The sequence below is a fragment of the Streptosporangium sp. G12 genome (assembly GCF_052983175.1).
Map to the genome: position 1 here is coordinate 209,114 of NZ_JBRIQO010000016.1, position 15,650 is coordinate 224,763.

The 15,650-nt window shown below is 69.2% G+C and carries 17 protein-coding genes; 3 read left to right on the forward strand and 14 right to left on the reverse strand.

What is annotated here, in order from left to right; all coding sequences use genetic code 11:
- Window positions 1-132 precede the first annotated feature (132 nt).
- Window positions 133-729 (reverse strand): EF-hand domain-containing protein, encoded by a 597-nt coding sequence (locus ACVCAG_RS24800; RefSeq protein WP_440085010.1) that lies wholly within the window; start codon window positions 727-729, stop codon window positions 133-135.
- Between the two features lie 440 nt (window positions 730-1,169).
- Here ACVCAG_RS24800 and ACVCAG_RS24805 point away from each other — a divergent pair, with 440 nt between their 5' ends.
- Window positions 1,170-1,985, forward strand: coding sequence for a hypothetical protein (locus tag ACVCAG_RS24805; protein WP_440085011.1), 816 nt, complete (start codon window positions 1,170-1,172; stop codon window positions 1,983-1,985).
- 113 nt (window positions 1,986-2,098) lie between these two features.
- Here ACVCAG_RS24805 and ACVCAG_RS24810 read toward each other — a convergent pair whose 3' ends face one another.
- Window positions 2,099-3,376 (reverse strand): serine hydrolase domain-containing protein, encoded by a 1,278-nt coding sequence (locus ACVCAG_RS24810; protein WP_447190354.1) that lies wholly within the window; start codon window positions 3,374-3,376, stop codon window positions 2,099-2,101.
- 189 nt (window positions 3,377-3,565) lie between these two features.
- Window positions 3,566-3,808 carry a DUF6343 family protein gene (locus ACVCAG_RS24815; protein ID WP_440066014.1) on the reverse strand — a complete coding sequence of 81 codons (243 nt, stop codon included), beginning with the start codon at window positions 3,806-3,808 and terminating at the stop codon, window positions 3,566-3,568.
- Window positions 3,809-4,142: 334 nt separating this feature from the next.
- Between ACVCAG_RS24815 and ACVCAG_RS24820 the strand changes: the two genes are divergently transcribed.
- Entirely contained in the window at window positions 4,143-4,649 is a 507-nt protein-coding gene (locus tag ACVCAG_RS24820; RefSeq protein ID WP_440066013.1) for an SPW repeat protein, read from the forward strand.
- 167 nt (window positions 4,650-4,816) lie between these two features.
- Here ACVCAG_RS24820 and ACVCAG_RS24825 read toward each other — a convergent pair whose 3' ends face one another.
- From ACVCAG_RS24825 to gap, 5 genes are all read right to left on the reverse strand, one after another.
- Complete coding sequence (locus ACVCAG_RS24825; RefSeq protein ID WP_012892502.1) at window positions 4,817-5,164, reverse strand: RNA polymerase-binding protein RbpA; 348 nt, start codon at window positions 5,162-5,164, stop codon at window positions 4,817-4,819.
- 77 nt (window positions 5,165-5,241) lie between these two features.
- Window positions 5,242-5,472: a preprotein translocase subunit SecG gene (gene secG / locus ACVCAG_RS24830; RefSeq protein ID WP_030905020.1), complete on the reverse strand. Its 231-nt coding sequence runs from the start codon at window positions 5,470-5,472 to the stop codon at window positions 5,242-5,244.
- A gap of 133 nt (window positions 5,473-5,605) precedes the next feature.
- A complete protein-coding gene (tpiA, locus tag ACVCAG_RS24835; protein WP_447190355.1) occupies window positions 5,606-6,391 on the reverse strand; it encodes a triose-phosphate isomerase in 786 nt (261 codons plus the stop codon).
- 81 nt (window positions 6,392-6,472) lie between these two features.
- The gene (locus ACVCAG_RS24840; protein ID WP_447190356.1) at window positions 6,473-7,660 is read right to left on the reverse strand and encodes a phosphoglycerate kinase; all 1,188 of its coding nucleotides are present in this window, start codon (window positions 7,658-7,660) and stop codon (window positions 6,473-6,475) included.
- Window positions 7,660-8,664, reverse strand: coding sequence for a type I glyceraldehyde-3-phosphate dehydrogenase (gene gap, locus ACVCAG_RS24845; protein ID WP_362685673.1), 1,005 nt, complete (start codon window positions 8,662-8,664; stop codon window positions 7,660-7,662). The genes ACVCAG_RS24840 and gap overlap by 1 nt, the downstream gene beginning before the upstream one ends.
- A 215-nt stretch (window positions 8,665-8,879) precedes the next feature.
- Between gap and ACVCAG_RS24850 the strand changes: the two genes are divergently transcribed.
- Complete coding sequence (locus tag ACVCAG_RS24850; protein ID WP_440085015.1) at window positions 8,880-9,386, forward strand: hypothetical protein; 507 nt, start codon at window positions 8,880-8,882, stop codon at window positions 9,384-9,386.
- 37 nt (window positions 9,387-9,423) lie between these two features.
- Here the strand turns inward: ACVCAG_RS24850 and whiA are convergent, their stop codons facing one another.
- From whiA to ACVCAG_RS24880, 6 genes are all read right to left on the reverse strand, one after another.
- The gene (whiA, locus tag ACVCAG_RS24855; RefSeq protein WP_329079024.1) at window positions 9,424-10,404 is read right to left on the reverse strand and encodes a DNA-binding protein WhiA; all 981 of its coding nucleotides are present in this window, start codon (window positions 10,402-10,404) and stop codon (window positions 9,424-9,426) included.
- A gap of 93 nt (window positions 10,405-10,497) precedes the next feature.
- Window positions 10,498-11,415, reverse strand: a complete 918-nt coding sequence (locus ACVCAG_RS24860; protein WP_440085041.1) for a uridine diphosphate-N-acetylglucosamine-binding protein YvcK — start codon at window positions 11,413-11,415, stop codon at window positions 10,498-10,500.
- A gap of 14 nt (window positions 11,416-11,429) precedes the next feature.
- A complete protein-coding gene (rapZ, locus tag ACVCAG_RS24865) occupies window positions 11,430-12,302 on the reverse strand; it encodes an RNase adapter RapZ (RefSeq protein ID WP_440066009.1) in 873 nt (290 codons plus the stop codon).
- Entirely contained in the window at window positions 12,299-14,257 is a 1,959-nt protein-coding gene (gene uvrC, locus ACVCAG_RS24870) for an excinuclease ABC subunit UvrC (RefSeq protein WP_447190364.1), read from the reverse strand. Before uvrC ends, rapZ begins: the two co-directional genes overlap by 4 nt.
- Before the next feature lie 255 nt (window positions 14,258-14,512).
- Window positions 14,513-14,983: a Rieske 2Fe-2S domain-containing protein gene (locus ACVCAG_RS24875; protein ID WP_440085016.1), complete on the reverse strand. Its 471-nt coding sequence runs from the start codon at window positions 14,981-14,983 to the stop codon at window positions 14,513-14,515.
- Window positions 14,984-15,211: 228 nt separating this feature from the next.
- Window positions 15,212-15,637, reverse strand: coding sequence for a Rieske 2Fe-2S domain-containing protein (locus ACVCAG_RS24880; protein ID WP_440085017.1), 426 nt, complete (start codon window positions 15,635-15,637; stop codon window positions 15,212-15,214).
- Between the last annotated feature and the right edge of the window lie 13 nt (window positions 15,638-15,650).

Here is a 15,650-nt window from a genome sequence, read left to right on the forward strand (position 1 = left end):
CCTTCCGGGGGTTCCGACGGAGACGAAAGGCTCCTGGCGTGGCCGGAGAATCACGCCAGGAGCCTTTTCGACGTCAACGGTTCGTCAAACCCGGACGGACCGTCATAGGGCCGTTAAAGAACCGTCAACAGGTCAGAGCTTCACCCGGTTGCCGTCCCAGATGTCCTTCTCCCAGATATCACCGAAAAGCCAGTTTCCCGGGGCGTCGGGGTCGAGGCTCGTGTAGAACTCCTTCCACGCGATGACGAGTTCGTCGACCGAGAGATTTCCGTTTCCGTTCACGTCGAGCCTCGCGAAGGAGATGCGGCTGTTCTCCTCGGACGTGCCGAACGCCTTGTGGAACCTGGCGAACTCCTCCGCTCCGACCGTGCCGTTGTCGTTCTTGTCGCAGAGGTTCCACAGGGCCTGCGCGGCCGGCCGGAACGCCGTCTCGAAGCCGCTGGGATCGTCGATCCAGGCCTGCCGCATGCCCTCCCTGAACTCCTCCGGGGTGATCTTGCCGTCGTGGTCGGCGTCGAGCTTGCCGGTGAGATGCTGCCAGAACTGGCCGAAGCTGCGGAGCAGCTCAAGGGCCTTGGGCGAGTCGAAGGGCTCCTCGAGGTAGGCGATGACGCGCGCGCCGAGCGCGATGCAGTCGGCCATCTCCAGGATGCCGTCGTCGTTCTGGTCGCCGTGTCCGAAGCACACGTCGTACTTGCGCTCGATGAGGTCGCGTTGCAGGAGTTCCACCACCGTGACACCACTTTCTCGCCGATGGCCGCGAAGAATGACGGCCGATTTGAATTCGACGACGGCTTGTCGCCGCCGGTATTGCCAGCGATGAATAATGAACGCAGGGGGGGAAGCCCACGGTTCATGCCATTTCCGTGAGCATCGAGTTTCCCCTGATCAGCGGCACCTACGGTTGATTATTATTGCGTCAAACGTGCGCCGTCAAGACGGCTGATACATTTCTTTTGCAGGCTGGAAAGGCCGCGTATCGCCCGATATATCACTACAAAGAATAGGAAATTAAATGGGCGTTCATCGCGGCCCCCGGGCGCGCCGACCGGCCACGTCCGCGACCGGCCCCGCCGTCCGTACGGCCCTCGCCACCCCCGGCGGGCGCGGCGGGCGCGGCGGGCGCGGCGATCCTATGGTGAGGACGAACCGCGACCCGAGGAGCCTTCGTGAACGACCTGCCCATCTGCGTCACCTGCGGGGTCCAGTACGCCGCCCCCCGGGAGAACTGCCCGATCTGCGAGGACGAGCGGCAGTACGTCGGCTGGGAGGGGCAGCGCTGGACCTCCCTGAACGAGCTGCGCGCGACCGGACACCGGTCACTGGTCGCCGAGGAGGGCACCGGGGTGGTCGGGGTCGGCACCGACCCCGCCACGGCCATCGGGCAGCGGGCGCTGCTGGTCCGCACGCCCGGCGGCAACGTGCTGTGGGACATGGTCACCCACCTCGACGACGAGCTGGTCAGGCAGGTCACCGAGCTCGGCGGGATCGACGCCATCGCGATCAGCCATCCGCACTTCTACGGCTCGATGGTGGAGTGGGCGCACGCCTTCGACGCGCCGATCCACATCCACGCGGCCGACCGCGACTGGGTTGGCCGCCCCGACGACTCCGTCGTGTTCTGGGAGGGCGACACCCACGAGATACGCGAGGGGCTGACGCTGATCAACGCGGGCGTCCACTTCGACGGTGGCCAGGTCATGCACTGGCGCGACGGCGAGGAGGGCCGGGGAGCCCTGTTCTCCGGCGACATCCTCCAGGTGGTCCAGGACCGCCGCTGGGTCGGCTTCATGTACAGCTACCCCAACCTCATCCCCGAGCGGCCCGGCACGATCCGCCGCGCCCTGTCGCTGCTGGAGCCGTACTCCTTCGAACGCGTCTACGGCGGCTGGTGGAAGCGGATCGTGCACACCGACGGCGCCGAGGCCGTCCGCCGCTCCGCCGACCGCTACCTCTCCTATGCCCTGGACGACCGGTCGAGGTGAGAGGGGGCCTCTCACCGATGCGGCACCGGAGCAGAGCCTCCGTGGTGAGAGACCGGAAAGGGGATCCGGGTCTCTCACCGCGGGGAGCTCCGGGAGGGCCTCGAGACCCGGGTTCAGAAATACCTCGAGGTGAGGTCGGCCGTCGGCCAGGAGGTCACCGCGCGCGCCGTCTGGCTGAGGAGCGGGTCGATCACGTCGAAGTCGGGCGACCCCTCCTCCTCGCGGCGGTTGAACGTGGCGCAGTAGGAGATCCCGCCGCTCAGCCGGGCCAGATAGGTGAACGTGCCGGGCATCGAGCCCGAGTGCCAGGTGTTGATGCCGCTGCCCGAGGTCCGGACCCACCAGCCGCCGCCGTACCAGGACCCGCCGGAGTTGACGCCGGTCTCCGGCTTCGCGAACAGCTTCGCGATCGAGGTGGCGTTCAGGACCGGACCGGCGGCGTCGAAGACCATCGCTAACTTCACCATGTCGACCGCCGAGGCGGTCCAGCCGCCGTTGGCGTCCTGGTTGGGCATGTTGAAACCGCCGTAGGGGTACGGCACGACGGTGCCGGAGCCGTCCACCACGGATTTGTTGGTGTACTTCGAGACGTAGTTGACCTCGCCCGTCGGCGACTCCGCCCGCAGGCTGCGGCCGAGCCGCATCCTGGTGACCCCGGCGGGCGCGAGGAGTCTCTGCTTGACGTACGACTCGTAGCTCGTGCCGGAGACCTTCTCGATGATCCGCCCGAGCAGCGCGTAGCCGTAGTTGCAGTAGACCATCTTGGAACCGGGGTCGAAGTCGAGGGGGCGGGCCGTGGAGTAGCGGATGATGTCGGCGTGGCCGATCGGCAGCGGCACGTCGAGCGCGGCGGAGATCGTGTGGTCCAGCCAGAGCCGGTCCTTGGAGACCGCGGTGTCCCAGCCGCCCAGGTGCTGCATGAGCCTCAGCACGGTCACCTTGGCCAGCCTGGGGTCCGCCGCCGCCGAGAGCCCGAGCAGCGTGGTGACCGGAGCCGAGAGGCTGAGCCTGCCGTCCTGGACCAGCCGCATGATCGCGGCGCAGGTGATGTGCTTGCTCAGGCTGGCGACGCGGAACAGCGAGGTCGGCTGCACGCGCGCGAGGATCGGCACGTTCTGGGCGTTGCGCACCGAGTACGTCCCGTACCCGCGCGCCAGCAGGATCCTGCCCTTCCGCGCGACCGCGAGCTGCGCGCAGCCGATCTCGCGCTCCGTGATGTACTTCTTCATCACGTCGTCGAAGCCCTTCAGCGCCGCGGGAACGACCCCGCTGACGAGCGGCTCCCTCGCCGCCGCCCGCGCGGGCCCCGCGCCCAGGGCGAGCGCGGGCACGGCTCCGACGCCCGCCTGGAGGAACCGCCGTCGCGTGACCCCGTTCGTGCTTGCCGTCACTGGTGACCCCCACGTCACATAAGCATCAGGAAGCCCCATATATTACGGATCTTCCTGATACCTCGTGCGGATGATCAGGACGACTCCCCGGCCCGCGACCGCCACGTCCGCCCCGGGGACGGCGCGATCGGCCGCGCAGACCGGCGAGACGAGCCGCCGGCCACGAACACAGCCCGTGCGCGCGGTCTCCTACTCGAAAAGGGTGTGCCGCTCACCGCGCCGGCGTCTGCGGGCGATCCGGATCCCGACCACCACGATGTCCACCACGGCGACGACCGCCGGCACGGCCAGGGCCACGGCGAGCGCGGTGATCCCGGCCCACGCCGACAGGAGGGCCAGAGCCGTGCACACCACCAGGCCGAAGACCGCCAGGAAGAGCCGCAGATTCAGCGCGCTCTTCGGGTGGTCGTGCGTTCCCGTCTTCTCGTCCATAAGGTCACCTCCGGGCAACCTCGCTCCCCTCGGCTCTCGTGTTCGCGCGAGAGGGTGTGACCCGTCTCGTACCCAGGACGTCCCGCGCCACCCGTGGCGCCATCGTGGCGACCGTGCCGGTTCACGACGGGTTCTCCTCCTCCATCGCCCGCACCGCGAGGGGTCACGACGTGGCGGGCTCACCGGAGCCGACCGCCGGATTCCGTCTCCCGGCGATGTCATTAGACAATCTTGTCCTGTTTTGGGCTCTTTGGAGCTTATGCCGGGTATATCACTATAAATACGCTTTGGCGGGACATCGAAACTACGGGAGACCGGTAAGGGGGAATGGGGCATGACGAGACCCACAAGTCTGGAACACCACCCCGATCTCATCGAGATGCGGGAAAGGTACGAACGAGCAGGCTCCAGCTCGATAGCCCAGGTCATCGAGGGCCTGAGCCTCCTGGCGGGCCTGTATCTGGCGATCTCACCCTGGGTGGTCGGCTTCAACGGCCTGTCCAGACTCACCGTGAGCAACCTCGTCACCGGCATCGCGGTCGCCGCCCTGGCCCTCGCCTTCGCGTCCGCCTACGGCCGGACGTACGGGATCAGCTGGGTCGCGCCGGTCATCGGGATCTGGACCATCCTGGCTCCCTGGATCACCGGCTCGGCGACGAGGGGGAGCATTTGGAACAACGTCATCACCGGCATCGTCATCCTGCTGCTCGGCCTGGGAGCCGCGGCGATGGCCTCCAAGAAAATGACTAACATGTCGCAAAGGAGAGGCATGTCCCACATGGGCGACACGTCCAACAGGTCAGACATGCCGCACAGGCCCGACCTACCCAACAGGCCCTAGTCAAGGCGCGGCGCGCGGCGGAGGCCGCCCCGGGAGCGCCCGGCCCCGCCCCGCGGGCTCCCGACGAGTCGCGGCCACGGCACGCGAAAGACCCCCGTGAGGATCTCCCACGGGGGCCTTTCAGGCGTGCGTGCCGGTGCCGCCGGACCGTACGGGCGAGGACCCGGCTAGTAGATCGGGCGCGAGGAGGAGCGCAGCCGCTCCAGGGCCTCGGCCAGGATCTGCGCGCCGTCCTTGTCGCTGCGGCGTTCCTTCACGTACGCGAGGTGCGTCTTGTAAGGCTCGTTGCGCGGCGGCGCGGGCGGGTTGGCCTCGTCCTGACCGGCGGGGAGGCCACACCGGGGGCAGTCCCAGAACTCGGGAACGGCCGCGTCGCTGGCGAAACTGGGGCGCGTCTCATGCATGTTCGCGCACCAGAAAGGCACCCGCACACGGGGGGCCGCCTCGCCGCGCTCCGCCTCCCCCATCGGGCCGGCACCGACACGGCTGCCACGGATCGCGTTGCCACTACCCACGGATGAACTCCTTGCTCGATGGCCCCGACGCTTGGGGATGCGGGGACTGAACCACTGTCACGCCTGTTGAAGCCGGGTCAGGGCCGCAGAAGCAGGCCCAGCGCGATGATGCAGACGAACCAGACGACACCGGTGATGACGGTGAGCCTGTCGAGGTTGCGCTCCACCACGGAGGAGCCTCCGAACGACGACGAGAAACCGCCACCGAACAGATCCGAGAGACCACCGCCCTTGCCCTTGTGGAGCAGGACGAGCAGCATCATCAGCAAGCTCGACAGGATGAGGGCGATGGAGATTCCGATTGTCACCGTTGACCTGTTCCCTATGTGCGCGTGACCCGCGTCCGGGCACGACCCGTGATGTACGCCGAAGGCGTGACGATTCAAACTTGCTCTAAGAGGGTATGACGTGCTGTCAAGTCGTACCCACCGAATGACTCAGTCAGCTCGACAATTCGCCAAAACGGCAAATCTTGACGAACTCCCCGAGGTCGAGGCTCGCGCCACCGATCAGGGCACCGTCGACATCAGGCTGGGCCATGATGCCGGCGATGTTGTCAGACTTGACCGACCCACCGTAAAGGATACGGACACCGGCGGCCACTTCGGCGTCGTACAGCTCGGCGAGTCGTGACCGGAGTGCCCCGCAGACCTCCTGCGCGTCGTCCGGGGTGGCCACCTCGCCGGTGCCGATCGCCCACACCGGCTCGTAGGCGAGCACGACGGAGGCGGCCTGCTCGGCGGTGACCTTGCGGAGCCCGCCGTCGAGCTGGGCGACGCTGTGGGCCACCTGGCCACCGGCCCTGCGGACCTCCAGGCCCTCCCCCACGCACAGGATGGGGGTGAGCGAGTGCCGGTAGGCCGCCTGCACCTTGGCGTTGACGACGTCGTCGTCCTCGCGGTGGTACTGGCGGCGCTCGGAGTGCCCGGCGAGCACGAAGGTGCAGCCGATCTTGGCGAGCATGGTCCCGGAGATCTCGCCGGTGTAGGCGCCTCCGTCGTGCTCGGACAGGTCCTGCGCGCCGTAGACGATCCGCAGCTTGTCGCCGTCGACCAGGGTCTGCACGCTGCGCAGGTCGGTGAACGGCGGCAGCACGGCCACCTCGACCCGGTCGAAGTCCTTGTCGTTCAGCGCGAAGGCGAGCTTCTGGGTGTGCGCGATGGCCTCGAGGTGGTTGAGGTTCATCTTCCAGTTGCCTGCCATGAGCGGCTTGCGAGGTGTGCTCATCGTTCGCTCACCACTCCTTGTTCACTGCGCGGACGGCTTCGGTCGTCGACCGGCCACTCCGCTCACCGCGTGGGTTCACTTCTACCGCTCCAGCGCCACGAGTCCGGGGAGGGTCTTGCCCTCCAGGTATTCGAGGCTGGCCCCGCCACCGGTGGAGATGTGCGAGAACCCGTCCTCGGCCAGGCCGAGCCTGCGCACGGCGGCGGCCGAGTCTCCACCGCCGACGACGGTGAAGGCCTCAGAGGCGATCAACGCCTCGGCGACCGCGCGAGTTCCGCCGGAGAAGGCCTCGAACTCGAAGACGCCCATCGGGCCGTTCCAGAACACCGTCCTGGCGTCGGCCAGCTTGCCCGCGAACAGCTCCCGGGTGCGCGGGCCGATGTCGAGCCCCTCGCGGTCGGCCGGGATCGCGGTGGCGTCGACCACCTCGTACTCGGCGTCCTCGGCGAACTCGACGGCCGCCAGGACGTCGACCGGGAGGACGATCTCCACGTCGCGCTTGCCCGCCTCGTCGAGGAAACCGCGCACCTTGTCGAGCTGGTCCTCCTGGAGCAGCGACCTGCCGACCTCGTAGCCCTGGGCCTTCAGGAAGGTGTAGGCCATGCCGCCGCCGATGAGGAGCCGGTCGACCTTGGTGAGCAGGTTGCCGATGACGCCGAGCTTGTCGGAGACCTTGGCACCGCCGAGCACCACGACGTACGGCCGCTCGGTGTCGTCGGTCAGCTTCCTGAGCACCTCGACCTCGGCCAGGACCAGCCGGCCCGCGGCGTGCGGCAGCAGGCCGGGCACGTCGTAGACGCTGGCGTGCTTGCGGTGCACCGCGCCGAAGCCGTCGCCCACGTAGACGTCGGCGAAGGCGGCGAGCCTGGCGGCGAAGGCGGCCCGCTCCTCGTCGTCCTTGGACTCCTCGCCCGGCTCGAAGCGCAGGTTCTCCAGGAGGGCCACCTGGCCGTCCTGGAGGGCCTCCACGACCTCCTGGGCGGAGGTGCCGACCACGTCGGTCGCGAAGGCGACGTCGGCGCCCAGGAGCTCACCCAGCCGCTTGGCGACCGGGGCCAGGGAGTATTCCGGGTTCGGCTTGCCCTTGGGGCGTCCCAGGTGCGCGACGACGACCACGCGGGCACCCCGGCCCGCGAGCTCCTTGATCGTCGGCACCGAGGCGCGGATGCGGCCGTCGTCGGTGATGACGTCCCCCTCCAGGGGGACGTTGAGGTCGGCGCGCACCAGGACACGCCGACCGTCCACGTCGAACTCGGAGATGTCCTTCATCAGAGGTCGGCGCCGACCAGCTCGATGAGGTCGACGAGACGGTTGGAGTAACCCCACTCGTTGTCGTACCAGCCGACGACCTTGACCTGGTTGCCGATCACCTTGGTGAGGGGCGCGTCGAAGATGCAGGACGACGGGTCGGTGACGATGTCGGAGGAGACGATCGGGTCCTCGCTGTAGGTGAGGTAGCCCTTGAGCTCGCCCTCGGCCGCGGCCTTGAGCGCGGCGTTGACCTCCTCGACGGTGGTCTCGCGGCCGACCTCGACGGTGAGGTCGGTGGCCGAGCCCGTGGGGATCGGCACGCGCAGCGCGAAGCCGTCGAGCTTGCCCTTGAGCTCGGGCAGCACCAGGCCGATGGCCTTGGCGGCGCCGGTCGAGGTCGGCACGATGTTGATCGCGGCGGCGCGGGCGCGGCGCAGGTCGCTGTGCGGGGCGTCCTGCAGGTTCTGGTCCTGCGTGTAGGCGTGGATCGTGGTCATCAGACCCTTCTCGATACCGAAGGTGTCGTTGAGGACCTTGGCCATCGGCGCCAGGCAGTTGGTGGTGCAGGAGGCGTTGGAGATGACCGTGTGGCTGGCCGGGTCGTACTTGTCGTGGTTGACGCCCATCACGACGGTGACGTCCTCGTTCTTGGCCGGGGCCGAGATGATGACCTTCTTGGCGCCGTTCTCGGCGTGCACGCGGGCCTTGTTGGCGTCGGTGAAGAAGCCGGTCGACTCGACGACGACGTCCACGCCCAGGTCGCCCCAGGGCAGCTTGGCGGGGTCGCGCTCGGCGAACGCCTTGATCGTCTTGCCGTCCACGATGATCTCGTCGGCGGTGCTCTTCACCTCGTACGGCAGGCGGCCGAGGATGCTGTCGTACTTCAGCAGGTGGGCGAGCGTGGCGTTGTCGGTCAGGTCGTTGACCGCGACGATCTCGATGTCCTTGCCGCTGGCAGCGACCGCGCGCCAGAAGTTGCGGCCGATGCGGCCAAATCCGTTGACGCCTACGCGGATGGTCACGGTGCCGATCTCCTCGTACGTCGGTGCGCCGGTCTCTCGGATCGGCGACTTGGGGCGGGCTGAAACCTCAACCACGAACCTTATCGGACCCAAATTGGCCTAGACCACTTGAGGGGGTGCTCCGTTATTCGTTAACCCACGAACAGGTATCGCACCATTCAAGTAAAGTGCCCGACTCGTCACCGTAAATACCTCCAACCCCAAGAGGAACTGCCATGACAGACAACGATCCGCACCTGGCGAACGGGCTCCTACCAGGCATTGTCGCCGGTCTCCTGGCCACCGTCGCCGGTGCCGCGGCCTACGGCGCGCTCATCGCCTTCAGCGGGTACGAGATCGGATTCGCCGCCGTCGGCGTCGGTCTCCTCGTCGGCCTCGCCATGATCGCGGTCAGGCCGACCAGCCCGGTACTGCCGCCGCTGGCCGCCTTCTTCTCCCTCGCCGGCGCCGCCCTCGGCCAGATCGCCGGGGCCGTCATCGCCTGGGTGCGGCTGTCCGGCGAGGACTACGGCTCCGCCGTCGTCCGGGTCCTCGACGCCTTCCCGGACGCGATCAGGAGCGCCCCCATGGCGCTGCTGTTCTGGGTGGTCGCCGCCTACGCGAGCTTCAGCTTCGTGAACAGGCGCGTCAAGGCCGCCCGCGCGGCCCACGACGCCTCGTCCGTCCCGCAGCCGGACGAGGCCGGCCGGGTGAACTACTTCGAGCCCAAGAAGCAGCCGTGAGCGGCGGGCCCTTCCGCGGCCCGATCCGGAGAGGGACCTACGGGGCCAGCATGTCGACGGTGAGATTGGCCTCGGTGTTGGGGATGCCGATGTCCTGGGCGCGCTTGTCGGCCATGGCCAGCAGGCGGCGGATGCGGCCGGCGATGGCGTCCTTGGTCAGGGGCGGATCCGCGAGCTGACCGAGCTCCTCCAGGGAGGCCTGCTTGTGCTCCACCCGCAGGCGGCCGGCGATCACCAGGTGCTCGGGGGCCTCCTCCCCGAGGATCTCCAGGGCCCGCTGGACCCTGGCCCCCGCGGCGACCGCGGCGCGGGCCGAACGGCGCAGGTTGGCGTCGTCGAAGTTGGCCAGCCGGTTGGCCGTCGCACGGACCTCGCGGCGCATCCGCCGCTCCTCCCAGGCCAGCACGCTGTCGTGGGCGCCCAGCCTGGTCAGCAGCGCGCCGATGGCGTCGCCGTCACGGACCACCACCCGGTCGACGCCGCGCACCTCGCGGGCCTTGGCGTGGATCTTCAACCGCCGCGCGGACCCGACCAGCGCGAGCGCCGCCTCCGGCCCGGGACAGGTGACCTCCAGCGACATCGAGCGCCCCGGCTCGGTGAGCGAACCGTGCGCCAGGAACGCCCCCCGCCAGGCCGCCTCGGCGTCGCAGGTCGCCCCCGCGACGACCTGGCGGGGCAGGCCGCGGACCGGGCGCCCGTGGTTGTCGATCAGACCGGTCTGGCGGGCGAGCGCCTCCCCGTCGCGGTAGACCCGCACGAGGTAACGCGAGCCCTTGCGCAGTCCGGCGGGGGCCAGGACGAGCACCTCCGCCTTGTGCCCGAAGACCTCACCGATGTCCTTGATCAGCCGCCGGGCGGTGACATTGGTGTCAAGCTCGGCCTCGATCACGATCCGGCCGCTCACCAGATGCAACCCGCTCGCGAACCGCAGCAGCGTCGACACCTCGGCCTTACGGCAGCAAGGCTTCAGGACCGGCAGCCTGCTCAGCTCGTCCTTGACCACACCTGTCATCGCCATGCGCGTTCGTCCTCCCCCATACAGACCCCATGCGGCCCGAGATAAATCGGGCTCACAGAAGTTTCTCGCACTCCTGAGCACCGCTGACCAGGATCAACGCTTCTCACGGAAAATCTCGTCCAGGACGGAGGCAAGACGTTGTGCATCGTGTCGCGGGGAGCCGTCCTCGTCCGCCACGGAGGCGAGGACCAGCCGCCCGCCGAGGTCGGCCGCGGCCTTCTCCAGCTCGTCGCGGTCCTCGATCACCCCGGTGTCGGCGATGACGACGTCGATCTCCAGGGAGGGCGCGTGCTGGCGCAGCACCTCCAGGTGCTTCTGGGGGGAGAAGCCGTCGGTCTCCCCCGGCTGCGGGGCGAGGTTCAGCGCGACCAGGCGGCGCGCGCGGGTGGTGTGCAGCGCCTCGGCCAGCTCGGGCACCTTCAGGTGGGGCAGCACGCTGGTGAACCAGGATCCGGGGCCGAACACCACCCAGTCGGCGTCGAGGACCGCCTGGACGGCCTCGGGGCACGCCGGCGGATCCTCGGGAAGCAGCGAGATGGCCCGGACCCTGCCGGGCGTGAGGGCGCAGGCCACCTGGCCGCGCACCGTGCTCACCTCACCGTCCAGCTCGACCTCGGCGGCGATGTCGAGCGGCACCGAGGACATCGGCAGCACCCGCCCGTGCGCGCCGAGCAGCCGCCCCAGCCAGTCGAGCCCGGAGACCGTGTCGCCGAGCCGCTCCCACAGCGCCACGATCAGCAGGTTGCCGATCGCGTGGCCGTGCAGGTCGCCCTCGCTGCGGAAGCGGTGCTGGACGACCTCGCTCCAGGTGCGCCCCCACTCGTCGTCACCGCACAGGGCGGCCAGGGCCATCCTCAGGTCTCCCGGGGGGAGCACGCCGAGCTCACGACGGAGACGGCCGCTCGACCCTCCGTCGTCGGCGACGGTGACCACCGCCGTCAGCCGGGAGGTGACCCTCCGCAACGCCGACAGCGAGGCGTACAGCCCGTGTCCTCCACCCAGTGCGACGATCTTGAGACCTTCGTTCACTCCCGGCCCACATCCCGATGGCTCACCTGCACCTCCATGCCACCCCTATCGCGCAGCCGGCCGCCGAGCTGCTCGGCCATGGCGACACTGCGATGCTTGCCGCCGGTGCAGCCGACGGCGAGCGTGGCGTAGCTCTTGCCCTCACGGGTGTAGCCGGAGGCGATGATGGCGAACACCTCCTCGTAGGCGTCGAGGAGTTCCTTCGCACCCGCTTGGTTGAGAACGTACTCCCGCACGGGAGCGTCCAGTCCGTTCATGGGGCGAAGTTCGGGAACCCAGTGGGGATTGGGCAGGAACCGGCAGTCGACGACCAGGTCCGCGTCGACGGGCAGGCCGTACTTGTAGCCGAAGGAGACGACGTTGACCCGCAGGCCGGGGCGGTCCTCGCCGCCGAAGAAGGCGACGATCTTCCCGCGGAGCTCGTGGACGTTGAGGTTGGAGGTGTCGATCACCAGGTCGGCGTTGGCCCGGACCTCGCGCAGGATGCCGCGCTCGCGGGCGATCCCGTCGACCAGGCGGCCGTCGCTCTGCAGCGGGTGCGGGCGGCGGACGTTCTCGAACCTGCGGACCAGCTCCTCGTCACTGGCCTCCAGGAACACCACGCGCACGGCGACGCCGCGCCCCTCCAGCTCCTCGATCGCGCTGTTGAGGTCGCTGGTGAAGGCCAGGCTGCGCACGTCGACCACCGCGGCCACCTTGTCGGCGGCCAGCTTGACCCGCCCCGCCTCCTCGGCCATGGCGAACAGCAGCCCGGGCGGCAGGTTGTCGATGACGAACCACCCCAGGTCCTCCAGGGCCTTGGCGGCGGTGCTCCGCCCCGCCCCCGACATTCCGGTGACGAGGACGAACGCGGGCTCTCTTTCGCTCATGGGTTCTGCCCCTTCAAGACCGACACGATCGTCTCGGCCGTCGAGGGGCCGATCCCGGGAACCTCGCAGATCTGCGCCGCGGTCGCCTCCCGCAGCCGCTTCACCGATCCGAAATGCTTGATCAACGCCTGCCTGCGGGCCGGGCCGAGACCGGGGACCTCGTCCAGAGCGCTTTCCTTGACGCTCTTCGACCGTTTGGATCGATGGTAGGCGATGGCGAAGCGGTGGGCCTCGTCGCGTACCCGCTGGAGAAGGTAAAGGGCCTCGCTGGAGCGGGCGAGGATCACCGGCAGGTCCTCGCCGGGCAGCCAGACCTCCTCCAGCCGCTTGGCCAGGCCGCACACCGCCACGTCGTCCACGCCCAGCTCGTCGAGCGCCCTGCGGGCCGCCGCGGCCTGCGCGGGACCGCCGTCGACGACGACCAGGTTGGGCGGGTAGGCGAACTTGCGCGGTTTGCCGGTCTCCGGGTCGATGCCCGGCGTCCGCAACCCCTCCCCCGGCTCTTCTGCGGCCTCTTCCGCGGGATCGGCCCCGGCGTCCGCGTCGAGCTCCCCGGTCGCGGAGCGCTCCTCCAGATAGCGCTTGAACCGGCGGGAGATCACCTCGTGGATGGAGGCGACGTCACCCTCGGTGGAGCGCACGGAGAACCTGCGGTACTCGCTCTTGCGGGCCAGGCCGTCCTCGAACACCACCATGGAGGCCACCACGTTGGTGCCCTGGATGTGGGAGACGTCGTAGCACTCGATGCGCAGCGGCACCTGGTCGAGGTCGAGGGCGTCGGCGACCTCCTGCAGCGCCCTGCTGCGCGCGGTCAGGTCGCTGGCCCGCCTCAGCTTGTGCTGCTTCAGGGACTCGACGGCGTTGCGCTCGACGGTCTCCATCAGCGACCTCTTGTCGCCGCGCTGGGGGACCCTGATCTCCACCCGTGCCCCGCGGTGCTCGCCGAGCAGCTCGGTGACCGCCTCGGCGTCGGGGGGCAGGACGGGCACCAGCACCTCCCTGGGCAGCGCCTCGGCGGCCGCGTCGCCGTACATCTGCAGCAGGAACTGCTCGACCAGCTCGCCCGGCGCGACCTCGTCGACCTTGTCGACCACCCAGCCGCGCTGTCCCCTGATCCGCCCGCTGCGCACGTAGAACACCTGGACGGCGGCCTCCAGCGGATCCTCCGCCAGGGCGACCACGTCGCAGTCGGTGTTGTCGCCGAGGACCACGGCCTGCTTCTCCATCGCCCGCTGCAGCGCCTGGATGTCGTCACGCAGCCTGGCGGCCCGCTCGTACTCCTGCGCGACGGCGGCCTCGCGCATCTCGCGCTCCAGCCGCTTGACGAACCGGCCGGTGTTGCCCGCCATGAACTCGCAGAAGTCGTCGGCCAGCTCCCGGTGCTCCTCGGCGGTGACCCGGCCGACGCAGGGGGCGGAGCACTTGTCGATGTAGCCCAGCAGGCAGGGGCGGCCGATCTGCGCGGCCCGCTTGAACACCCCGCCCGAGCAGCTCCTGATCGGGAAGACCCGCAGCAGCAGGTCGACGGTCTCCCTGATCGCCCAGGCGTGGGAGTAGGGGCCGAAGTAACGGGTGCCTTTGCGCTTGGCGCCGCGCAGCACCTGGACCCGGGGGAACTCCTCACCCATGGTGACCGCGAGGTAGGGGTAGGACTTGTCGTCGCGGTACTTGACGTTGAACCGGGGGTCGTACTCCTTGATCCAGGAGTATTCGAGCTGGAGCGCCTCGACCTCGGTGCCGACGACCGTCCAGTCGACGTCCACGGCCGTCGTGAGCATGGTCTGGGTGCGCGGGTGCAGGCCCGCGAAGTCGGCGAAGTAGGAGTTGAGCCGCTGGCGCAGGCTCTTGGCCTTGCCGACGTAGACGACCCGGCCCTCGGCGTCCTTGAACCGGTAGACGCCCGGGGACTCGGGGATGGACCCCGGCTTCGGCCGGAAACTCACCGGACCACCCACAGATCTCGCCACACGGAAAGACTATCGGCCCGGACCGACAGGTTTCCTTACAGCTTTCCCCGCCGGCCTTCGTGGCGGCCTTCCCGCCCGGCCGGCAGCCGGGACACGGCCCGGCGGCCCGGCCCCGGCGGGGCGGGCCACACCCTCATGCGAGGCCCGCCGCTCCGCGAGGTGACCCGGGCCGTACGGGGGCCGCCGCGTGACACCCGGCCCCCCGCCGGGACGTTCCTCCCGGCGGCGGGCCCGCGGCCGGGTTCAAGCGAGGACGATGGAGTCGCCGTCCACCTTGATCGCCTTCTCCTCCAGCGGCTTGTCGGCCGGGCCGTTCGCCACGGAACCGTCAGTGATCTTGAACTTGCTGCCGTGACACGGGCAGTCGATGGTGCCGTCCACGATCTTGTCGACGTCGCACCCCTGGTGGGTGCAGACGGAGCTGAACGCCTTGAACTCCCCCGCGGTCGGCTGGGTGATCACGATCTTCTCGTCCTTGAAGACCTTGCCGCCCCCCTCGGGGATGTCCGCGGTCTTGGCCAGGGCGTTCGCCCCGGAGTTCCCTTCGGCACCCGCGCTCGTCTCGGCCGCCTCCGGCGCCTGCGAGGCGGCGGTCGCGGATGTGTCCCCGCCGTCCGCCGCGGGCTCTCCGTATCCCGCGCACGCGGTCAGCACCGCGGCCATCCCGGCCCCACCGGCGCTCAATATCACGGTACGACGTGTCGTCTCAGTCATGAATATCCTCCAGGATCATCATCTTCAGGTACGGCTGGAACCCCGATGACGGTTCAGCATGCCGTACGTCATGTCAGGAGACTGTGAAGAATTACCACCTCAGCCCTCTTTCCGGGCCATCCGGAGAATCCCCCTGGAAACCCTCGGGGTGGGCTTCGGACCCGGCCAACCGGCTCCTGCACTCCCGACAGGACCCGCGCCGCCCCGAGGGGAAGACGGCGCGGACCGTCAGACCATGACGATCCCGTCGCCCTCGACCTTCAGCGCGTACTGGACCAGCGGCGCCTCCGCCGGGCCCTTGAGGCACTTGCCGGAGTCGGCGGCGAACTCGCTGCCGTGGCAGGGGCAGCGGATCACGCCGTCCCCGACCCTGCCGACCGCGCACCCCCGGTGCGGGCAGCTCGCCGTGAACGCCCTGAACACCCCCGAGGACGGCTGGGTGATCACGATCTTCCACTTGGTGATCACCTTGCCGCCGCCCACCGGGATGTCGGTGGTCCGCGCGATGACCTTCCCCTTGATCCCCGGCGGCACGATGGCGGCGGCGGACTCCCCGCCGCCGCACCCGGCCAGCGCCGCCCCGCACGCCACGGCCCCCGCGGCGGCGATCACCTGCCTGCGCGCGGGCATGGCGGAGGCCTCCTGCGTGCTCATCTCGGCCCTTCTC